We start from the raw sequence: 754 nt of genomic DNA, 5'->3' as shown, positions 1-754 counted from the left end.
GGAGAAGCCGCATGAAGGCCTCCCACATCATCGACGAAGCACGGCTCGGCATCATGCTCAATGAACTGAGGCTGCCGACGATCAAGACGCTCTGGCCGCAATTTGCCGAGCAGGCCGATCGGGAAGGATGGCCCGCCGCACGCTTCCTGTCGGCCATCGCCGAACATGAACTGGCCGAACGCGCCCATCGCAGGGTCGAACGGCATCTCGCCGAGGCTCATCTGCCATCCGGCAAGACGCTTCCCAGCTTTGCCTTCGACGCCGTGCCCATGGTCTCCAAGGCTCAGGTCATGGCGATCACCGCCGGCGACAGCTGGCTCGCCAAGGGAGCCAACATCCTGCTCTTCGGACCGCCCGGCGGCGGAAAGAGCCATCTCGCCGCGGCAATCGGCCTGGCGCTGATCGAGAACGGCTGGCGCGTGCTGTTCACCCGCACCACCGATCTCGTCCAGAAACTGCAGGTCGCCCGCCGCGAACTCCAGCTCGAATCCGCCATTACAAAGCTCGACAAGTTCGATCTGCTCATCCTCGACGATCTGGCCTACGTCACCAAAGACCAAGCCGAAACCAGCGTGCTCTTCGAACTTATCTCAGCAAGATATGAGCGGCGTTCCATCATGATCACCGCCAATCAGCCTTTTGGAGAATGGAACCGCGTCTTTCCGGACCCAGCTATGACGCTCGCCGCCGTGGACCGCCTTGTTCATCACGCAACCATCTTCGAGATGAATGTCGAAAGCTACAGAAGACGATC

At 60.9% G+C, this 754-nt stretch carries 1 protein-coding gene; it reads left to right on the top strand.

The genetic code is table 11. The annotated features are described in order from the left end of the window. Positions 1-11 precede the first annotated feature (11 nt). A partial coding sequence (gene istB, locus AC1D0P_RS26485; RefSeq protein WP_477679449.1) for an IS21-like element helper ATPase IstB occupies positions 12-754 on the top strand: 743 nt, incomplete at its 3' end.

The sequence above is a fragment of the Polaromonas sp. P1_G2 genome, from assembly GCF_056405515.1.
This window is presented reverse-complemented; position numbering and strand designations above follow the sequence as displayed.